This is a genomic window from Desulfosoma profundi (genome assembly GCF_055387865.1).
This window is the reverse complement of the sequence record NZ_AP042420.1, coordinates 3,572,847-3,592,220: the sequence shown is the minus strand read 5'-3', so window position 1 is coordinate 3,592,220 and position 19,374 is coordinate 3,572,847. Positions and strand designations below refer to the sequence as shown.

Genomic DNA, 19,374 nt, shown 5'->3' with positions numbered 1-19,374 from the left:
CCGGGGTTGAAAAGGGATTTGCTTCAGACATGAGCCACCGCACGCTGTGATGAACGATCCCAGGGCAGAGCCGTGATGATCTTTTGGCGGAAGAAAAAGGAGAAAAGCTCATGAACACGGATCTAGAGCGGAGGATTCGCCAAACGGGACTGTGGATGTACCAGCTGATCGAAGACGAAACTCCTTCCATCTTTCGAAAGGATTATTGGACAGGCAAAGTCATCGATTGGTGTCTGCAGAATGAAGCTTTCAAAATAGAAATGTTCCGTTTTATTGACGTCTTTCCATACCTGACCCGACCTGAGTCCGTGGCAAAGCATTTGCAAGAGTACTTCTGCCGACCCGATCAGTGTTTCCCGGTAGCGCTCCAATGGGGACTCCGCCAACTCTCCCCCACATCCTTTGCGGCCAAAATGGTGGCCAAGAGCATGGCCAAGAACATTGAATCCATGGGAGCTCAGTTCATCGCCGGGGCGACGCCGAAGGAGGCTTTAGGTGTCTTGGAAACTCTGAGAAACCAAGGTTTGGCTTTCACCGTGGATCTTTTGGGCGAAGCCGTGGTCTCCTCCGACGAAGAGGAACTCTATCTGCAACGCTATCTCGAGCTGCTGGACTTTCTCGGTGACGTTTCCAAAGCCTGGCCCCCCCTAGGAGGCGGTTCAGGGGATCTCGACTGGGGTTTTACACCCAAGGTGAACATTTCACTCAAACCTTCCGCCCTGTACTCCCAAATGAACGCTGTGGCCTTCGACTACAGCGTTGACAGGGCCAAGGAACGGCTGCGGCCCATCTTCCGCAAGGCCATGAACCTCGGGGCCTTTGTCTGTTTGGACATGGAGCACACCGGCCTCAAAAACTTGACCCTCGCCCTCTACAGGAGCCTCATGGACGAATCGGAATTTAAGGATTATCCCCACACCGGTTTTGTGATCCAGTCTTATCTGAGGGACAGCGAAGCGGATCTGCGCTCCATGATCGAGTGGGCGAAAAAGCGTGGCCGATTCTGCACCGTGCGCCTCGTCAAAGGAGCCTATTGGGACGCCGAGGTTGTGTGGGCCCGCCAGAATCATTGGCCGGTCCCCGTTTTTACCCGGAAGGCCGAAACGGACGCCAATTTTGAAAAGCTCGCCAGGATTCTTCTGGAAAACCATGCCGTCGTGGCCTGTGCCTGCGCTTCCCACAATATCCGAAACCTCGCCTTTATGGTGGAACTTTCTAAAGAGCTCAAGGTGCCCCCGGACCGCCTGGAGTATCAGGTCCTTTACGGCATGGCGGAACCTGTGCGCACGGCCCTGAAAAAGGCCGGACTTCCCTTGCGACTCTACACGCCCATCGGGGAAATCATACCCGGCATGGCGTACCTGGTCCGCCGGCTCCTGGAAAACACCAGCAATGAGTCTTTCCTCCGCTTGAGTTTTTCTGAAGGCGTGTCCCGGGAACTCTTACTTCGCAACCCCTCGGAGCTCTTAGCCGAACAACCTGCCGAAACATCTGTGGGGGATCCGCGGGGTGTTTCCGGGGACAAGGAAACTTTTCACAACGAGCCTCCATGGGATTGGACCAAAGAGGATGTCCGGCGACATTTCCAGAAGGCCTTGGAAAAGGTTCGGAAAACCTTCCCTGTCAAAGTTCCTCTGGTCATCGGGGGAACCTCGAGGAAAACCGCTCGTGAGTTTCGCTCCACCAACCCCAACGCCACCAAGGAAGTGGTCGGCATTGTGGCCGAGGCCGGCCGAGAAGAAGCCGAACAGGCCATAAACGCGGCGAAGGAAGCCTTGGCCTCATGGCGGGATACGCCTCCTGAAGAACGAGCGGCCTATCTTTTCAAGGCGGCCCAGATTGCCCGAAACCAGCGGTTCGAACTGGCGGCCCTTCAGGTTTTTGAGGTGGGAAAGAGCTGGAAGGAAGCCGATGCAGACGTTTGCGAAGCCATCGACTTTCTGGAATATTACGGCCGAGAAATGATTCGTCTGGGAACGCCCCGCCGTATGGGGCATGTCCCCGGAGAAATCAGCCGGCTTTTTTACGAACCTCGAGGGGTGACATCGGTCATCGCCCCGTGGAATTTTCCCATGGCCATTTCCATGGGCATGACCTCGGCCGCCTTGGTGACCGGGAACACAGTGGTCTACAAGCCTGCGTCTCAGTCCCCGGTGATCGGTTATCGAATCGTCAAGCTCTTCGAAGAGGCGGGGCTGCCTCCCGGGGTTTTGAACTTTGTCCCTGGACCTGGATCCATCGTGGGCGACGTCCTGGTCACCCATCCGGACGTCGCCATGATCGCTTTCACCGGCAGCAAAGATGTGGGATTGCGGATCATCGAGCAGGCGGCGCACACATCGGCCGGCGCGCAGTGCATCAAGAACGTGGTGGCGGAACTCGGCGGGAAGAACGCCATCATCATCGACGCCGACGCCGATTTGGATGAGGCCGTCGTTCACGTCCTGCAGTCGGCGTTCGGGTATCAGGGACAAAAATGCTCTGCGTGTTCCCGGCTCATTGTGCTTGAAGAGAACTACGACAAGCTCATCGGCCGCCTTCGCGCTGCGGCCGAGAGCGTGGAGCTGGGCCCGGTGGACGACCCCAAGAACATGATGGGTGCGGTGATCGATGCGGGAGCCAAGCAGAAAATCCTGGAGTACATCGAGATCGGCAAAAAAGAAGGGAAAGTGCTTGTGGAACGTCACTTCGGGGACGACAGCGGCCATTTTGTCCCCCTGACCATTTTTACGGACATCCAACCCCACCACCGTTTGGCCCAAGAGGAAATTTTCGGCCCTGTGCTGAGCGTGATCAAAGTGGCCACCTTTGAAGAAGCCCTGAATGTGGCCAATGGCACGCCCTATGCCTTGACGGGTGCCGTGTTCAGCCGTAGTCCTGCACACATCGAACAGGCCAAAAAATCCTTTCGAGTCGGAAATCTTTACATCAACCGGGGATGTACGGGAGCCATCGTGGGACGGCATCCCTTCGGTGGGTTTAAGATGTCGGGCATCGGTTCCAAGGCCGGTGGTCCCGATTATCTGCTCCAATTCATGGTCCCGAGAAACGTGGCTGAAAACACTTTACGGCGGGGTTTTGCCCCTGTGGAGTAGCGCCGGGTTCGAGACCCGACCGGAGGACCGGCTTAGCGGCCCAAAAGGATCAAGGCTCCCAGGACCATGCCCAGGACCATGCCGATGCCGAAGCGAATCCAGGGGATGCCGGCCGACACCTGAAGCATGCGGTCTTTGAAGGAAGCCGCCTGAGGCTGCGTCTGGTGTTCCTCCGTGTCCGGTTTCAAATGCACCACGGTCGCCCCCCACGACCCCAGGGCCGAAGGAGCGTCATGATAGGCCGCCACATGCGGGTGGCGGGCTAGAAGGGACCGGACGCGGTGTCGCAAAACCCCTCTGCCCTTTCCATGAATAATCACGACGCGCCGGAACCCTCGGGCGAGTGCTTCCGCGAGATAGTCTTCAAGAAGCGGCTGCAGCTCGCGAGGATTATAGGTATGCAGATCGAGTTCAGGTTCCACCGGAACACGCATTGCGCCACCTCTGGTGACGGTTGAGAAACAGTTCCGGAGGGGGACTGCCCCTCCGGGCTATGGCATATCCCATCTGGATTCGTAGGGGCAGGTCCCTGTGCCTGCCCGCATTTGGACCCCGGGTGGGCGTTGTCGTGGGAAACCTTTGCGCCTGCCCGAACGTTCCTTCGTGCCTGCACGCGGGTTCCCCCCTGTGCCTGCCCGATCTTCCTATCCGGGGGGGCCACCCTAACGGGCGGCCACGGGGGGCCGCCCCTACCATGACATCATCGGGGCACGCCAGTTCCCACGGACCATCCGCACATACGAACACCCTAGCGGATGTTTTCAATCCGTAGGGGCAGGCCCCTGTGCCTGCCCACACCCTGACCCCCCGTGTCTGGCCTGTAGGGGCAGACTCCTGTGCCTGCCCGCAATTGGCCCCCGGGCTGGCGTTGCCGGGGCAAACCTTTGCGCTTGCCCGAACGTTCCTCCGTGCCTGCACGCGGGTTCCCCCCTGTGCCTGCCCGATCTCCATGTCCGGGGGGCCACCCTAACGGGCGGCCACGGGGGGCCGCCCCTACCATGACATCATCGGGGCACGCCAGTTCCCACGGACCATCCGCACATACGAACACCCTAGCGGATGTTTTCAATCTGTAGGGGCAGGCCACTGTCCCTGCCCACACCCTGCCCCCCCGTGTCTGGCCTGTAGGGGCAGGCCCCCGTGCCTGCCCGCGGAATACCCCCATGTGTGCGTTATCGGGGCAGACCTCCGTGCCTGCCCGATATCCCTGCCCAATACCCCTGCCCGATCTCCCGCACGGGGCGGCCACGGGGGGCCGCCCCTACAGGTGTATCTCCGCTCCACAGGGGGCCGCCGGGGCATGGCCTTCTTTGCGTCGGAGGATGAGCTGTGTCTCCACTCCACGGGGCCTGCTCCCACAATAGCGGAACGCAACGAGCAGAGGAAGGCAACCGAGCAAAGGAAAACCGACAGGGATAGTGATCTTTCGGGCACAGAAATGATTACCCGTATGAAGGACAATCCGGTTGATGTCGTCGTCGACGGCTTGATATGTCGGTTGGAAGCTCTTATAAGATTTTGAATGGTCAAAGCTGAAAACAAGGAGGCTGCCTGTCATGAGTTCATCGGTCCGCGTGACCTTTCAACCGGAAAACAAAACCGTACTTGCTGAGCCTGGTGACAATCTTTTGGAAGTGGCCGGAGTTGCGGGAATATACATCAACAGCCTCTGCGGCGGCCAGGGTGTGTGCGGCAAGTGCCGTCTCAAAGTGGTCAAGGGATCAGTGGAGTTTTCGAGCAAAGGCGTCGGCTTTCTTGACCGCAAGGAAGTCGATGCCGGTTATGTCATTGCATGCCAAGCCAAGGTGCAAAACGAGGATGTGGAGGTGTGGATTCCACCCGAATCGCGACAGGAAGAAGAGCAGATTCTCATGGTGGACCACATCATCCAGTACACACAGCCCGAAATTCTCGAAAAAGAATCGGCAACCCCTTCCATCCCCTATTTCAATCCCCTGTGCGGGAAGATTTTTCTGTCACTTCCCGAACCCACCCTCCAAGACAACCTTTCGGATTTGGAAAGGATCTACAGGGAACTTCATAAAAAATACCCTGACGTCAAATGGGAGGTGGATTTCAGCTGCCTGAAAAACCTGGCCAGAACACTGAGGGGTAACAAGTGGCAGGTCACGGTTTTGGCCCACATGGTGGATCCGCACTGCTATCACATTCGAGCCGTGGAACCCGGCAATACCAGCCGACGCAGTTTCGGGGTGGCCATCGACGTCGGGACCACCACCATCGTTGCGCAGCTTGTCGATCTGAGAACAGGGCAAATCACGGCCGTAGAAGCCAGCCATAATCAACAGGCTCGATACGGTGAGGACGTCATTTCCCGAATGGTTTTTGCGTGTGGTCGCGGCGGGATGGACCCGTTGAAGAATGCCGTGGTGACTACCATCAATTCTTTGATTCATTCCCTGGTGGCTGCGGCGGACATTACGTCCCAGGACATCATCTGTTTTGTGGCCGCCGGCAACACCACCATGACGCACTTGTTACTCGGTCTGGAACCGTGCACCATCCGCCTCGAGCCTTACATTCCCACGGCGGCGCGCTTCCCATGGGCTCGAGCCGTTGATGTGGGTCTTGTCGGACACCCCGAAGCCGTCCTTCATTGCATGCCGTGCGTGAGCAGCTATGTGGGGGGTGATATTACGGCGGGGGTTTTGGCCTGTGGGATGAATGATCGGCCGGAGCTGAGCGCCCTTATCGACATCGGGACCAACGGAGAGATCGTCATCGGCAACAACGAATGGCTGGTGTGCTGTTCGGCGTCGGCAGGCCCCGCTTTCGAGGGAGGCGGGACCAAGTGCGGCATGCGAGCCACCAAGGGAGCCATCCAAAAAGTTCGGATTCGAGGAAACGATATCGCCTACGATACGGTTGGCGGTGGAAAAGCCAAAGGGATCTGCGGCTCCGGCCTCATTGATCTCATGGCCGAGTTGGTGGCGGAAGAGATCATTGACCAAAGCGGCAAATTCATCCGTCTGGATCATCCCCACGTCCAGGTGGTGGATGGGGTCCCCGAATTTGTGGTCGCTCCTCCCCACGAAAGTGAAACCGGGCAGCCCGTGGTCATCACCCAGGACGATATCGGCAACCTCATGAAGAGCAAGGCCGCCGTCTTGGCCGCCATGAAAGTTCTGCTGGAGAATCTCGGCCTCCGGTTCAGTGATCTGGAACGCATCTATGTGGCCGGAGGTTTCGGGGCCCACTTGGATATCGAAAAATCCATCCGGATCGGGCTTCTGCCCGATGTGCCTCTGGATCGGGTGCAATTCATCGGGAACAGCTCGGTCGCCGGAGCCAGACAGTGTCTTCTTTCGACACACGCTTTTCGAAAGGCGGGAGCCATCGCCCGGCAGATGACCTATTTAGAACTGTCCGTTCATCCGGGGTTTATGAACGAATTCATCGCGGCACTGTTTTTGCCCCATACCCAAATGGAACTTTTTCCTTCGGTGAAAAACTATCTGGCGGATCGAAGGAAGGCGGCTCTCACAGAAACTTGAGAGCGTGCACATTTGATAGGAACGCCTATAACATATAACAGTTTTGCGATACCTGCGCTACGATGGTTGTATGTATAAACCCAATTTCACGGATTCAGGAAAAAATATTTCATATCAGGAAAGGCGCACCTTCATGAGCTCATGCAGGGTTCACCCAGAACGAAAGGCTGTGGTTCGCTGCGAAAAGTTTGAATACGGGTACTGTCAGGAATGCCTTGATGCCTGCCGAGCGTGCACAGATCCGGCACTGTATTGCCGACACCGCACGGCCTGCATCATCTGGGAATTATGCCGCAAAGAAGTGAAAAAGCGTCGTCGCGAGCATGGTGCCGGCATGCCTCTCGACGCCCAAGCTCCGCCTTGCGCACCGTCGTGCACCCCCTAGCGGGATGACCGCGGCACTTTCACGATGATGGGTTTGTCCTTTTCCTGTTCGGCGATTTTTTGAGCGATCTTTTGTGCCTCGGCTTGAGAGGCGAAAGGCGCGATTCGAACGGCATAGAGAGGCCCCAGTCTGGGATGGTGAAACGGGGTCAATTCCGGCTGGAACCCGAATTTTTTGAGCCTTTCCAAAGCTTCATGAGCATTCTCTTTCTTCGAATAAGCGCCCACCTGAACGGCATAAGCCCAGGATATCGCCGAATCCCCTGCGGCACTTGGCTTTTGGGTCGCGGGAGCGGCGCTCTGGGGTCGATACTGAGACAGAGAGCTCGAGGCGGTTTCCGGGGCGGATGAGGTTTTGTCCGCCCTTGCCTGTTTAGGCGGAGCTGAACTTTGGCCTGCACCCGCAGTGGGCGATGGTGCTCCTGGGGAAATCGCCGGGAGGTGACCCCTGGGATCCGGCGCAGACGGAGTGCCGGCGCCGAGAGTCCCTTGGATTGGAGATTCCCCCGTTCCGGTTGGCGGGGCCAGACCAGGAGCAAAACTCGAAGCTCCTTGGGTGCCCGGATGATCTTGCTGACCCGTCGTCATGCGGGCGGTGTCGGACGCTGGGGCTGGGGCCGTCGCGACTTTGTCCATGGACAAGACCTGCGGCTCCGGCACGGTCCTTTTGGGGATTTCCCGGAAAAGCTTCGGCTTTCCCGCGTCCCCTTCGTCCCCGATGGGCGGTTGGGCGTTCTGCTTCCAGATGAAGGACAATATCAGCACGAAAATGACCCCGATGGACAGGGCGACGAAAATCCGCCCGAGCAGCGCTCTGGGGGTTCCGCCCGTGGAGTTTTGCGGGCGGGCTCTCGGCACGAAAACGTTTTTCTTGGGCATCACTTCACCTCAAAGAGCGGGCTTTGTCCATTGCCCTGGCCAAACCCGGGAAAGCCCCGTCAATGGTGGAATCATCCACACAGTAGGCCAAGCGGAAATATCCCGGACCTCCGAAACCGGTACCCGGAACGGCGAGAATTTTTTCTTCCACCAGCAGCTGCACAAAAGCCACATCATCTCGAAGCGGGCTCCTCGGGAACAGGTAAAAGGCACCCGGGGGCTCAAAACATTCATACCCGGCACTTCTTAATCCGTTGAGGAGTTTGTCCCGTTTCGCCCGATAGATGGAGACATCCACGGATTCTTCAAGCAAATCGGGGAGGATCCACTGCATGAGCGCCGGCGCGTTGACAAATCCCAAGATGCGGTTGGCGAGGATGAGGGCCCCCTGAAGAGCCCCTTGGTCTTCGGCTTCCGGGTGCACGGCAACGTAGCCGATGCGTTCGCCGGGCAAGGACAAATCTTTGGAAAAAGATGTGGCGATAAGAGCATTTTCATAGCATTGAAAGATGGACGGTGGTTTTTCGGAGGTATAGACAATTTTTCGATAGGGTTCGTCGGACACAAGGAAAATGGGGTGCCCCGCGGCGCGACTCTTCCTGTGAAGCAGTTCCCCAAGTTCTTTGAGCTCGGCGGCGGTGTAGATTTGACCTGTGGGATTGTTCGGCGAATTGATCAAAACCACTTTGGTCTTCAGGCCGATGGCAGCCTCCAAGGCGTTGAGATCCAGAGAAAAACCAGAGGTGGTGCGAACGGTTTTCAGGGTCCCGCCATGATTTTCCGCATAAAATCCGTATTCCACAAAAAACGGGGCCGGAACCACCACTTCGTCCCCGGGATCGAGAAGGGCCTTCAGAATCACGTTGAGCGCTCCGGCAGCCCCACAGGTCAATATGACATGATCCGCGGTCAGTTTGACCCCGTGTTCCCGTGACAGATAGGCTGCAAGCTTTTCCCGGGTTTGCGGCAGGCCCGCGTTGGGCATATAGGCGTGGATGGATTCGGCGCCGTGCTCAATCACGCGCCGAAGCGCCTCTTTTACAGACGGCGGCGGTGGAACGTTCGGATTGCCGAGGCTGAAGTCGAAAACCTTGTCCGCACCGTGAATTTTCTTCAGACGCGCTCCCTCTTCAAACATCTTGCGAATCCACGATGCCCGGTCGATATAGGTCCGCATTTGGTGCGAAATACTCATCAAGCCTCCTCCTTGATTGGAGCCATGGCTGAGCTCCCATCGGCCACGCCCATAGCCTGCGTGACGAAAAAAGTGGGAACATGGGGTCGGCCCACCAAAGCCGATGGAATCTTTGGGGCGCTTCAAGCCCCGCTTACAGCTAGCAAAATTGCAGCCTTTGAGCAAGGACGCAGTGCAGCCCCCCGTGTTTCTCCGAGGGCGTGCATCTCAAAAAGCCAATTTGGGTCGTCTCACGACCACTGATACAGCCGCAGCGTTTCTCTTTCCCAGGTGTAGGTCGTTACGGGCAACAGTCCTTGTGGGGGAAAATGTGGACCGTAGACGAGAAGCGCTCCCGACCATCCTTTCAGTTTTTTGTAGAGCGCGTCCAAGGGCTTGTCGGGATAGATGTAGAGAACGTCGAAAGAATCCAGCGGGACGTCCAGGAAGTCGGCACACACGAAAGCACACCGATCCCCCAGGCCCAGAGCCTGGGCGTTATCTCTCGCCTGTCGGCACAGCTCCAGGTCGGCTTCGATCCCGATGGCCCGTTCGACAAAAAGAGCGGCGCAGCATACCGCAACGCCGTCGCCACAACCTAGATCCCCGAACCGCCTATACTTTTTAAGCGTGAGGGTGTCGAAAAAACTGACCAGGGCTTCAGGTCGCGCTGAAGCCCACATCCCGCGCGATGTCGGTTTGTAGGCTTCTCCCGCTTTTTCAACACAACAGTGACGACCCGAAAAATAGCCGATGATGTCATCCCGACGTCCCGGTTCCCGCCGGGCCCTCACTTTTTTCCCCCGAGGATGCTGTGATCCTTGTAAACGCCTGCGGGCACGGAAGCGAGAGGGAAGACAAGGCATCGTTTGCCGAGGATCGTGCCGGGATTGGTCACGGCATTGCAGCCGATTTCGGTGCCGTCTCCAATGATGGCTCCCAACTTCCGGCGTCCCGTGTCCAAGGCCCCACCTTCCCTCCAGATGCGGATCGTGTTCCCTTTGATCTTGAGGTTGGCCAGCTTGGTTCCGGCGCCGAGGTTGACGTCGTTGCCGAGTATGCTGTCCCCAACATAGGCAAAATGGCCGGCCTTGGCTCCGTTGAGGAAGATGCTCCCTTTCACTTCCGTGGTATGGCCGACAACGCAGCGATCCCCCACCAGAGTGGTCCCGCGGATGTAGGCTCCCTGGCGCACTTCGGTGCCGTTGCCGATAATGGTCGGCCCTTTGATCAAGGCCCCCGGTTCCACGAGGGTTCCTTTGCCCAGCTGCACGGCCGCGTCCATGAAAACGCACCCGGCGTAAAGGACCGTGGCTTCCGAGGTTTCTTGACCCCGCACCCGAACCCGCAGGGTTCCTTTGGTGGCATCCCCCCCGAGAATCTCGAACCCATCGAACCAAACTTTACCTTCAAATAACACGACGGTTCTGGGGAGAGGCGTTCCATACGGGCTGAGACTCGTAATGGACGAGGTGAGATTTTGTTCCAGGTAACTCTTGAGCCGGGAAAGCGTTTCCCACACGGGCGTCCCGGAAAGAAAGACGTCTCGATGGGAAAACCGGTCCAGATCAAAAAGCATGGACGCCTCAATCGTCTGCATGGCTTACCTTTCTTCGGAGCCGAAGAGCCTCTTGTGTTCGATCTTGATGCATTTATTCATGACCACCTGCATCCCTGCTGTGCGCGCCTTATCCGCGGAGGCGTTATGGCACAGACCCAACTGCATCCACACGGCTTTGGCCCCCACTTCAATCGCCTCGTCCACAAGCCCGGGGATGGCGTCGATGTTTCGGAAAATATCTACGATATCCAGGGGCACGGGAACCGATTTGAGGTCTGGATAGCACGTTTCTCCAAGCACCTCTTTGTATTTGGGATTGACCGGAATCATGGTGTAGCCGTGTTCCTTGAGATAACGCGCGACCTTATGACTGTCTCGATCTTCCTTGTGAGAGACGCCGACCACCGCGATGGTCCGGGCAGTCTCCAAAAGATTTTTGATTTCCGGATCTGCCGGGTTTTCCAGGGGCAGTTCGCACTCCGCCATTTGGCACCTCCTTATCTCGGGACCGTCTTTGAATCAACCCTCGCCGACAAACCAATCGTTTCGACTCAACGATTCGCAGCCGTCGGCGGTCACCCGCACCATGTTTTCCAGTCGCACACCTCCAAGTCCCGAAAGATAGATCCCAGGCTCGACGGTGAGGACCACATTTTGTTGGAGCACCACAGATGTTTTTTTTCCGTATCCCGGTTTTTCATGCACGGCAAGCCCAATACCGTGACCCAGTCCGTGACCGAACGCGGGACCATAGCCGGCCTTGTCAATGATACCACGGGCAATCCCGTCCACCTGGTGGGAATCCACCCCCGGTCGGATGGCTTCCATCGCCGCCAATTGGGCTTCTCGAACAATCCTATAGATTTCCTTCAACTTTTCAGGCGCTTTCGGTCCAAGCCATGTTCGGGTCATATCCGAACAATAAAGATGACACCGGGCACCCAGGTCCATAATCACGGCGTCTTCTTCGGTAATCACCCGATCCGTAGGGACCGCATGGGGCAGGGCGCCGTTGGGCCCGGAAGCCACAATGGGCGGGAAGGAAACCGCCTCCGCTCCAGCTTCGCGAATGCCCTTTTCGATGGCCCAGGCCAGTTCCTTTTCTCTCCATCCCGGGCGCATTTCCTCCCAAATCCTTTGAAAGACCGATTCCGCCACCTGGAGCGCGTGCCGCATCCGATCAATCTCCGCCTCTGTTTTGATCATGCGAAAGGTTTCAACCACAGCCTCCTCACCCCAAAGTTCCGCCGCCGGCGCCACCTCTTCCAGGGCCTGCTGCAACTGACGGTAACGTTTCACGGTGAGGTGGTGCGCTTCCACGCCGAGCCGCCGGACATGCAAAGATCGCAGCACATCCGGAAGGACCTGGGTCCACCCTTCGCGATAGATCACGAGCTCATAGCCCGGAGCCTCCCGAGCGGCCTGTTCCTCATAACGGAAATCCGTCAACAGGACCTGCCGGTCCATGCCGATCAGAAGCTGCCCGGAGCTTTCCATCAGGTTCATGTCCTCCGCTTCAAAGCCGCTCAGATAATACCGGTTTTCCGGAACCGTGATGAGCATGGCATCCAGGGCCAATTGTTCCATCCGCGCTCTGAGTGCCCGAAGGCGCTCGCCGAAAAGCTCTGAAACCATGGTTTCTCCTTTGAGTCGTCTTGACAGAACTGTTGGGCTCCATTAAGCAGAATGCGCTTGACGTTTTCCAAATCTTGCCCCCGTTTCGGAAGATGGGGCGTCCGAAGGTGCACCCATGTATGCCCGTATGCTTGTTTTACGCTTCCCCAAAGAGATTGTCGATAAGCCCATCGTGACCAACCTGGTGCGGAATTACAACCTATCGTTCAACATTCTCAAGGCACAAATCTTCCCACGCAAAGAAGGTCTCATGGTCATGGAATTGCGGGGAAACCGCAAGGACTATGAACGTGGTCTGAAATATCTCAGGGATATCGGCGTCATCGTCGAATCCATCGCTCAAGGGATACGTCGAGACGAAGAAAAATGCTATCAGTGCGGCGCCTGTACGGCGGTGTGTCCCACGGGAGCTTTGCACATCAAGAGGCCGGAAATGGAAGTCCTTTTCGATTCGGAAAGATGCAGCGCCTGTGAATTGTGCGTGAAAACGTGTCCGTCTCGGGCCATGATCGTGTTGTTTGATCAAAAGATGACCTTGGAGGTCTAGCCCTTCGGCATCGGACATGTCCGGTACGGAACGCAGGGATTAAGGAGGCTGTCCCATGAATTACGGCGATATCGTCATGGACCACTTTATGAATCCCAGGAACGTCGGTGAGGTGGAGAACCCGGACGGCGTCGGCCAAATCGGCAACGTCAATTGCGGCGATATCATGCGCATGACGATCAAAGTGGCGGACAATCGCATCGCCGACATCAAATTCAAGACGTTCGGGTGTGGTGCGGCCATCGCCGTCAGTTCCATGGTCACCGAAATGGCCAAGGGTAAGACCCTGGAGGAGGCCGTAAAGATCAATCGGGACGACGTCGCTCGAGCCTTGGGGGGACTTCCGAAGAAGAAACTGCATTGTTCCAACCTAGGCACCGATGCCCTGAAGGCTGCCGTCAACGACTTCTGGAGGAGAAACGGGCACCTGGAAAAGATTGTCCCTCTGGAGGACGAGCATTTGGAGCAGGAGGCCGAAACACAGCATGCGTGTTGCCATAGCGATGAGCGGGGGGATGGACAGTCTTCGGGCCGCATGGCTTCTTAAAGAGGCCGGCCATGAGGTCCTGGCGTTCCATATGCTGCTCCCGCTCCCGGAATGCGGAGACGGCCTCCAGGCACATCGAGCAAGGGAATCCCGCCTTCGGGCCTTGGCCCACAGGCTGGATATCCCTCTTATCTTGGTCGATTGCCGAGAGGTCTTTCGCCGTTGCGTCATCGACCCTTTCATCCAGGCTTATGGACAGGGACTCACACCCAACCCCTGTGTGTTATGCAATCCCACCGTCAAGTTCGGCTATCTTTGGCATCAGGCCATGGAGGCCGGGGCGGAGATGTTCGCCACCGGTCATTACGTCAGGAAAAAGTCCCCGGCCGAACCGGACGGGCGTGTCGCTCTTCTTTCCGGACTGGACCCCCAGAAAGATCAATCCTACTTTCTTTACGGTTTGACTCAAGAGCAGTTATCCCAATCCATTTTCCCTCTGGGCAATGAGACGAAGGAGTCCACGCGCCGCTGGGCCCGAGCCACCGGTTTCGATGGGCTCATTCCGGAAGAAAGCCAGGAAATCTGCTTCATTCCGTCGGGGGATTATCGTCGGTTTGTCCTCGAACACATGGCGCATCAAGGGATCGACGCCGAAGGGCCCGTGCGGGATACGACGGGCGCCGTCATCGGGCGCCACAAGGGACTTTTTCGCTACACCGTCGGGCAGCGCCGTGGGATCGACATTCCGTCCACAGCTCCCTACTACGTGCTCCGCCTGGATCCGGAAACCAATACGCTGTGGGTCGCTCGGTCCCACGAACTCCTTTCGGGGGAGGCGGTGGTCGGCCGGATCAATTGGGTTTCCATGGACCCGCCCACGGATCCCGTCCGCGCCTCGGTGCGTCTCCGCCACCAACATCGGCCGGCTTCGGCCGTGGTGATTCCTCAGCCGGACGGCACTGTCCGGGTGCGCTTCGACGCGCCCCAGCGAGCCGTGACACCCGGGCAGGCGGCCGTCTTCTACGACGGGGATGTGGTGCTCGGCGGCGGCATCCTGCTGAAAAAGCCCTGGGAGTTTCCAGACGATGCGCGTTGCCCTTGAGACCCTGGGCTGTAAGGTCAACCAATACGAGAGTTCGGCTTTTCTCGAAGGCTTCGCCGAAGCGGGCTGGCAGGTCGTGTCTTTTTCTGAAATCGCCGATTTTTACGTCGTTCACAGCTGCACGGTGACGAACAAAGCCGCCTATCAGACACGGCAGCTGCTCCGGCGCGCTTGGCGGATGAATCCCCGCGCCAGGGTCGCCGTCGTCGGCTGCGACGCCCAAATCCAGTGGAAAAGATACACCCAGGAGCGATTGGCGACTCATATTGTGGGAAGTGAGGAGAAGTTTCGATTGCGCCACTGGCTCGAAAAGCCGGCGACGCCGGAAAGCCCCTGTGTCGCCGTGAGCGATTCCCGAGCCTACGGCCCGATGCAACCCCTTCCTGTCACGGCCATGATAGGCGATCGCAGCCGCGCCTTTTTGAAGATTCAAGACGGTTGTGACGCTTTCTGTGCTTATTGTATCGTCCCCTTCAGCCGCGGACGCAGCCGCAGTTTGGAACCCGAAGCAGTGCTCCGGCAGTTGGAGCGCTTGACTCGTTGCGGGTACCAGGAAGTGGTGTTCACGGGCATCCATCTCGGCCAATGGGGGAAGGATTTGCCCCCCGGGACGCTCTTCACATCTCACCTTCCCGTCGAAGGTGCCCCCCCACTCCCCGCGATTGAGACGGTGTTGCCGGAGCCGTCCCCCAATGTCCGCAGCCTTGGGCAGGCGTCTTTGACTCCACGCAGCCTCCCGGAGCTGCTGCGGGAAATCGACGGCAGGGTTCACCCACCGAGAGTCCGGCTGAGCTCTTTGGAATCCAGGGAGGTCACCGATGATCTCCTCAAAACGCTCGGCGCTCTGTCATGGGTCTGCCCCCATTTTCACATCCCTCTCCAGAGCGGCGATCCGCAGATCCTCGCCGCCATGGGCCGTCCTTACGATCCGGAACAGTATGCGGACACCCTGTATGCACTCCACCGGTTGTTTCCTCACGCCGCCCTCGGAGCGGACGTCATTGTGGGATTTCCAGGAGAAACGGAGGCCCAATTTGCCCGCACGGTTGAGCTCATCCAATCTCTCCCCATAACCTATCTCCATGTGTTTCCCTATTCACCGCGCCCGGGAACTCGCGCAGCCGCAATGGGCGAAAGAATCGTCGGGGATGTCCTCAAGACCCGGGCACATATCCTGCGCGACCTTGGCCGCCGCAAAAAGAGGCTTTTTCTGGAACGCTTTGTGAGCGCCGTCCTCGAAGTCTTGGTGGAGGCCCGTCCGGTCCCGCACCTGTGGCACGGGACCTCGGAAAATTATCTGTCCGTCCGTTTTACGGCCAAACGCCCCCCCGAGATAGGAAGCTTGGTGCGGGTCCGCGTGGATCGCGCGACCGATCAGGGGCTTTTGGGGACCGCTGTCGTCTGACGTGTCGGAGGATTTCCGGGCATATCATCACGGCTCAGACAGGCTCGAAAAGAAAAAGGCTCATCAGCCGGGGATCCGGACAGTTTTGGGGGCCGAAGGCTTCTGTTTCCTCCCGGTACCGATCCAGTAAGGAACTCACATACATCCACGCGAGGCGTCGCACAGCGGGATCCTTAATCCCGGAGGATACCGCGTCTTGAAAAACGCCCTCCAGTCGGTCCGGGGTGGCTTTGGAAAACAACGTCGGCCATTGGGATACCGGAACAGGGTGCGCCGCCCACGTCCCTTGCAAGAGTTTCATCCCTGCCGCCGTAAAAAGAAGGACGCCCAAGGTGACATCTTCCAAGACCCGCACTTGACCTTCCGGCCAGAGTCTCCCCTGGAGGTCTTCGGCCGCAACCTGGAGGGCCGCAAACAGGGGGCCGACGGATTCCACGACGGCGACACACTGTTTGGCTTCATGGAGGTCACGGCGGTCTTGGAGGAACGTTTCCACAGGACGCGGGTGCTGCCCACCCTCGATACGCCAAATTTTCGGGGTTTTCTGGAGGAGCGCGGTCACGGCATCCGCCCACGGCGGGTCGAGAATCGTTGTCCCTGTGGGCCATTGGGCCGGCCAGCCGGCAGCCACGAGGGCTTTGAGCTTCCTCTGGAGGCCATAAACTTTCGCTTGGGCCACGCGGAACAGATGCTCAAGGTAGACTTCTTTCAGCACCCGCCGGGCTAAGGATTCATCCCCTGCGGTGACCAAATCCAGCCCCAGGTTGACCATGGCCGCCGCTTTATCTGAAGCTTCGCGAAGGTTTTCCGGAAGATCCGGGGCTAGACTGTCGGCCACGACCACCTTGTTGGCAATGGCGGCCATTTCCCAACGCAGTGTATCGGCGAGGCGAGGATCCTCAATTCCCATGAGGGCCCTTTGGAGTAAGGCTCCCTCCCGAATCACCGTAAGTGCGAATTCCGGGGAAGCCCGTTCCTCATCGCTCGTGGGGGCGACGCTGAGGTCTTTGACAAAAGGAATCTCTTGCACCTTCAAAGGCTTGTAAATCTCGAGGGCGTCGTAATAGTCGGGGATCGCCCGATCTTCCAGGCGGCCGCGGTGGAATCGGTACGCAGCCTCCTCCATTTCCGCTTCCAAGGCCCAGAGCAGGTGATCCATGAGCTCCTTGTAAAAGCCATAGTGGGTTTCAAACAGGTAGCTCAGGACCTGCCGGATCAAGTCCTCAAACTGGGGGTAGGATGTCTCCCAGAAATACTGGTCGTCCAAAGTGTTCTTAGGAAGAAAGTCCCTCGCTTCCAAAGGGTCCGTGTCGTCGGGCATCTGAGCGACGCGGACCCATTTTTTGAAAAGAGAGACAAGGAGCTCGAAATCCGCCGCATAGAGCCAGGCCAGGAGGCGCTTTGGGTCCGCGCGAAAGAGCCGTTCCACCCACTGGAGCGCCGGACCGGGAAGGATTCTGTCCTTGCGCCACATTTCCAAATCGAGCACGTGAATGATCTGGTCGACGGAGGCCACGGCCAAAAGGGGCAGCGCGTCTTCCGCACCGATTTCTTTCACCGTGAGATAAAAGTCCTGTTCGGACATGGCGGCCGCCACGGCCTCCGCGTCGGACCTGGAAATGATCGTTTCCATGCGCTCTTTGGCAGGAAGCGCCATCAGATGCCGGGCCAACGTCCGTGCCGGCATTTTGCTCAGCCGCTTGGCTTCAAAATCGATGACATCTCTGTGCATGGCTTCCTAGGGTGATCCGCTCCGTTAGTCATGTCCTCGGGGCGCCTTCGTGTGGTCCCCTCCGTAAAAACTCGGCACGCTGTCACGGGAAGGCATAGTCTCTTACCTTAATCCGTGAAATAGCGCCTATGCATAAAACTATTTTACTTTAGATATCTCATTGGATTTACATCTCATTTATGCTATAGGGTCTCCTGTCACATTTTCACCCGGCAGGTGAACTCATGAAGAAAATTGAGATCGAACAATCTTCGAAGGCCTTCTACAGCGGACACGCGGGCTTGGCCCTTGTGGGGAATCTGATCAACGGCTACACGAGCCTGTGCGAGCAGTTGGAAAAGGAAGTTCCAGGACGGCCGATGATCTCGCACGCGGATGTGGTCAAGACCTACTTGGGGCTTCTGTGTCTGGGCAAGAGTGACTTTGAAGCCGCTGCAGAGGTCGCCGGCGATGACTGGTTCAAAGAGGCTCTGGACATTCAGAAGGTCCCTTCGCAAGAAACTTTGCGGCAACGTTTGGACAAGCACGCGAGAGTTTTCGAACGTCTTGTCGGCGCAAGTAGCGTAGAATTGCTTGAGAGGACCCAGGTTCCCGTGACGGCGCTTTCCACGGGGCATGTGCCTTTGGACATGGATGTTTTCTGCCTGGACAATTCCGACACAAAGAAAGAAGGGGTTTCGCGGACGTACCAGGACTACGACGGATATGCGCCGATCGGGGCCTACCTTGGCCAGGAGGGATGGTGTGTGGGCCTGGAGCTTCGCCCGGGGTCTCAGCATTCTCAGAGTGGATTTGTTGACTTTTTGCGTAAGGTGTTGGTGCATGCGCGCAAGGTGACCTGCAAGCCCCTTTTGGTGCGAACGGACGCGGCTCATGATGCCCTGGAAACGCTTGTGGAGCTTCGCCGACACCCCAAGCTGAGCTTTATCATCCAATGGAATCCGCGCAGGGCCGACGTCCTTTCCTGGCGTGATCGGGCCTTCAGGGAAGGCCGTGTGAGTGAGCCCCGGCCCGGCAAGAAAGTGGCGGTCTTCAGCACGTGGGTGACGCGACACCATGAAAAGAGAACCTATCGGTTTCGGCTGGTGATCCGGGTCACCGAGAGGATATGGGATAGCGAGGGACAAATCTTGATCCGGCCTGATATCAAGCTGGAGGGTTGGTGGACGTCGCTTTCCGTCCCTGAAGATGAAGTCATCGGGTTGTACGAGAAGCGGGGTCTGAGCGAGCAGTTTCACAGTGAGATCAAGTCCGACCTGGACTTGGAACGATTGCCGTCTGGAAAGTTTGCCACCAATGCGCTGGTGTTGACCCTGGGCGGACTGGCTTACAACATTTTGCGCATCCTGGGGCAAAACGGGCTCCTGGGCCATTTTTCGCCCGTACGGCATCGGGCCAAGCGACGTCGCGTAAAGACCGTGATCCAGGAGCTGATCTATATGGCAGCGCGCGTGATCCGAAGCGCTCGTCGGCTGAAGCTCCAGTTTGGTCGGCATTGTCCCGCTTTTCACGCTTTTCGGAGTGTTTATCTGAAATTTTGCCCAGCGTAGGGATCGCCGCCGCAAAAGCCTGAAAGCTCCTCTGGCCATAAGGGGGTGAAGAGTGTCCGAAAATGTCTGAGATGGCATCGTCATGAGAGCTTTTCAGTCCTTGAAAAGGCGATGACCCGAAAAAGTGGCTGAATCAGGGCATCAATGAGCCCCAAAATGGGTTCCGAATCCATGCTCGTCAGTCCACCCAATCACACTTCACTGATTCAGGTGTGGAATTTACATCTCCTTTATACCGTAGGATCTCCCATCACATTTTCACCTGGAAGGGGCATCCGTTGCGATGTCGGAAGAACGGCCCACGAGAT

General features: G+C 57.7%; 16 protein-coding genes. 8 read left to right on the top strand and 8 right to left on the bottom strand.

Translation table 11 applies throughout. From position 1 onward, the window contains the following. Positions 1 to 110 precede the first annotated feature (110 nt). On the top strand, positions 111 to 3,095 hold the full coding sequence (pruA, locus tag ACZ5K9_RS15525; protein ID WP_464272229.1) for an L-glutamate gamma-semialdehyde dehydrogenase: 2,985 nt from the start codon (positions 111 to 113) through the stop codon (positions 3,093 to 3,095). Positions 3,096 to 3,127: 32 nt separating this feature from the next. On the opposite strand, the gene ACZ5K9_RS15520 is transcribed toward pruA, so the two are convergent. Next, complete coding sequence (locus ACZ5K9_RS15520; RefSeq protein WP_464272228.1) at positions 3,128 to 3,529, bottom strand: Smr/MutS family protein; 402 nt, start codon at positions 3,527 to 3,529, stop codon at positions 3,128 to 3,130. Between the two features lie 1,122 nt (positions 3,530 to 4,651). On the opposite strand from ACZ5K9_RS15520, the gene ACZ5K9_RS15515 reads away from it, so the two are divergent. Next, positions 4,652 to 6,610: an ASKHA domain-containing protein gene (locus ACZ5K9_RS15515; RefSeq protein WP_464272227.1), complete on the top strand. Its 1,959-nt coding sequence runs from the start codon at positions 4,652 to 4,654 to the stop codon at positions 6,608 to 6,610. A 133-nt stretch (positions 6,611 to 6,743) separates the two neighbouring features. Beyond that, positions 6,744 to 6,995: a hypothetical protein gene (locus ACZ5K9_RS15510; RefSeq protein ID WP_464272226.1), complete on the top strand. Its 252-nt coding sequence runs from the start codon at positions 6,744 to 6,746 to the stop codon at positions 6,993 to 6,995. On the opposite strand, the gene ACZ5K9_RS15505 is transcribed toward ACZ5K9_RS15510, so the two are convergent. The 6 genes from ACZ5K9_RS15505 to ACZ5K9_RS15480 all read right to left on the bottom strand — a co-directional run bounded on the left by ACZ5K9_RS15505 (position 6,992) and on the right by ACZ5K9_RS15480 (position 12,243). Beyond that, a complete protein-coding gene (locus ACZ5K9_RS15505; protein WP_464272225.1) occupies positions 6,992 to 7,873 on the bottom strand; it encodes an SPOR domain-containing protein in 882 nt (293 codons plus the stop codon). The genes ACZ5K9_RS15510 and ACZ5K9_RS15505 overlap by 4 nt on opposite strands. A 4-nt stretch (positions 7,874 to 7,877) precedes the next feature. Continuing rightward, positions 7,878 to 9,068, bottom strand: coding sequence for a pyridoxal phosphate-dependent aminotransferase (locus ACZ5K9_RS15500; RefSeq protein WP_464272224.1), 1,191 nt, complete (start codon positions 9,066 to 9,068; stop codon positions 7,878 to 7,880). A 230-nt stretch (positions 9,069 to 9,298) separates the two neighbouring features. Then, positions 9,299 to 9,841 carry a class I SAM-dependent methyltransferase gene (locus ACZ5K9_RS15495; protein ID WP_464272223.1) on the bottom strand — a complete coding sequence of 181 codons (543 nt, stop codon included), beginning with the start codon at positions 9,839 to 9,841 and terminating at the stop codon, positions 9,299 to 9,301. Beyond that, positions 9,838 to 10,647 (bottom strand): LbetaH domain-containing protein, encoded by an 810-nt coding sequence (locus tag ACZ5K9_RS15490; protein ID WP_464272222.1) that lies wholly within the window; start codon positions 10,645 to 10,647, stop codon positions 9,838 to 9,840. The genes ACZ5K9_RS15495 and ACZ5K9_RS15490 overlap by 4 nt, the downstream gene beginning before the upstream one ends. 3 nt (positions 10,648 to 10,650) lie before the next feature. Continuing rightward, a complete protein-coding gene (locus ACZ5K9_RS15485; RefSeq protein ID WP_464272221.1) occupies positions 10,651 to 11,094 on the bottom strand; it encodes a CoA-binding protein in 444 nt (147 codons plus the stop codon). A 33-nt stretch (positions 11,095 to 11,127) separates the two neighbouring features. Then, complete coding sequence (locus ACZ5K9_RS15480) at positions 11,128 to 12,243, bottom strand: M24 family metallopeptidase (RefSeq protein ID WP_464272220.1); 1,116 nt, start codon at positions 12,241 to 12,243, stop codon at positions 11,128 to 11,130. Between the two features lie 115 nt (positions 12,244 to 12,358). Here ACZ5K9_RS15480 and ACZ5K9_RS15475 point away from each other — a divergent pair, with 115 nt between their 5' ends. From ACZ5K9_RS15475 to ACZ5K9_RS15460, 4 genes are read left to right on the top strand one after another with little or no spacing between them, the layout of a single operon-like run. After that, positions 12,359 to 12,790 carry an NIL domain-containing protein gene (locus tag ACZ5K9_RS15475; RefSeq protein WP_464272219.1) on the top strand — a complete coding sequence of 144 codons (432 nt, stop codon included), beginning with the start codon at positions 12,359 to 12,361 and terminating at the stop codon, positions 12,788 to 12,790. 55 nt (positions 12,791 to 12,845) lie between these two features. Next, positions 12,846 to 13,337 (top strand): iron-sulfur cluster assembly scaffold protein, encoded by a 492-nt coding sequence (locus tag ACZ5K9_RS15470; protein ID WP_464272218.1) that lies wholly within the window; start codon positions 12,846 to 12,848, stop codon positions 13,335 to 13,337. Next, positions 13,306 to 14,379, top strand: coding sequence for a tRNA 2-thiouridine(34) synthase MnmA (gene mnmA, locus ACZ5K9_RS15465; RefSeq protein ID WP_464272217.1), 1,074 nt, complete (start codon positions 13,306 to 13,308; stop codon positions 14,377 to 14,379). The genes ACZ5K9_RS15470 and mnmA overlap by 32 nt, the downstream gene beginning before the upstream one ends. After that, on the top strand, positions 14,363 to 15,784 hold the full coding sequence (locus tag ACZ5K9_RS15460) for a MiaB/RimO family radical SAM methylthiotransferase (RefSeq protein ID WP_464272216.1): 1,422 nt from the start codon (positions 14,363 to 14,365) through the stop codon (positions 15,782 to 15,784). Before mnmA ends, ACZ5K9_RS15460 begins: the two co-directional genes overlap by 17 nt. A 34-nt stretch (positions 15,785 to 15,818) precedes the next feature. Here the strand turns inward: ACZ5K9_RS15460 and ACZ5K9_RS15455 are convergent, their stop codons facing one another. Continuing rightward, the gene (locus ACZ5K9_RS15455; protein WP_464272215.1) at positions 15,819 to 17,516 is read right to left on the bottom strand and encodes a DUF6178 family protein; all 1,698 of its coding nucleotides are present in this window, start codon (positions 17,514 to 17,516) and stop codon (positions 15,819 to 15,821) included. A 224-nt stretch (positions 17,517 to 17,740) separates the two neighbouring features. On the opposite strand from ACZ5K9_RS15455, the gene ACZ5K9_RS15450 reads away from it, so the two are divergent. Next, positions 17,741 to 19,066 carry an IS1380 family transposase gene (locus ACZ5K9_RS15450; protein ID WP_464271614.1) on the top strand — a complete coding sequence of 442 codons (1,326 nt, stop codon included), beginning with the start codon at positions 17,741 to 17,743 and terminating at the stop codon, positions 19,064 to 19,066. The last annotated feature ends 308 nt before the right edge of the window (positions 19,067 to 19,374 follow it).